This window comes from Streptomyces sp. CA2R106 (assembly GCF_037034245.1).
In the GTDB taxonomy this organism is placed as follows: Bacteria; Actinomycetota; Actinomycetes; order Streptomycetales; family Streptomycetaceae; genus Actinacidiphila.
Genome location: NZ_JBAGKC010000244.1, coordinates 1 through 209, shown reverse-complemented (window position 1 = coordinate 209; position 209 = coordinate 1). Strand labels below are relative to the sequence as shown.

At 69.4% G+C, this 209-nt stretch carries 1 protein-coding gene; it reads right to left on the bottom strand.

The annotated features are described in order from the left end of the window. Window positions 1-209, bottom strand: a 209-nt coding sequence (locus tag WA788_RS35940; RefSeq protein WP_335984771.1) for a Scr1 family TA system antitoxin-like transcriptional regulator, incomplete at both ends; no start/stop codon positions are given.

The window sequence follows — 209 nt, the reverse complement described above, 5'->3', positions numbered from 1 at the left end:
GGTGCGGAGGGTGTGGAGGTGTTCGATGGTCTGGGCGGGGGTGAGGGCGAGGTCGCGGAGTTGGTCGTATTGGCGGGTGAGTTCCTCGATGTCGTCGGGGTCGTCGGTGGTGTGGTCGGTGAGGGTGCCGTGTGCGTAGGCGAGGGGGTTGCGGGCGCGGAAGGTGAGGAGGTGGAGGGGGCCGCGTAGGTCGTGGGGTCCTGCGTGGA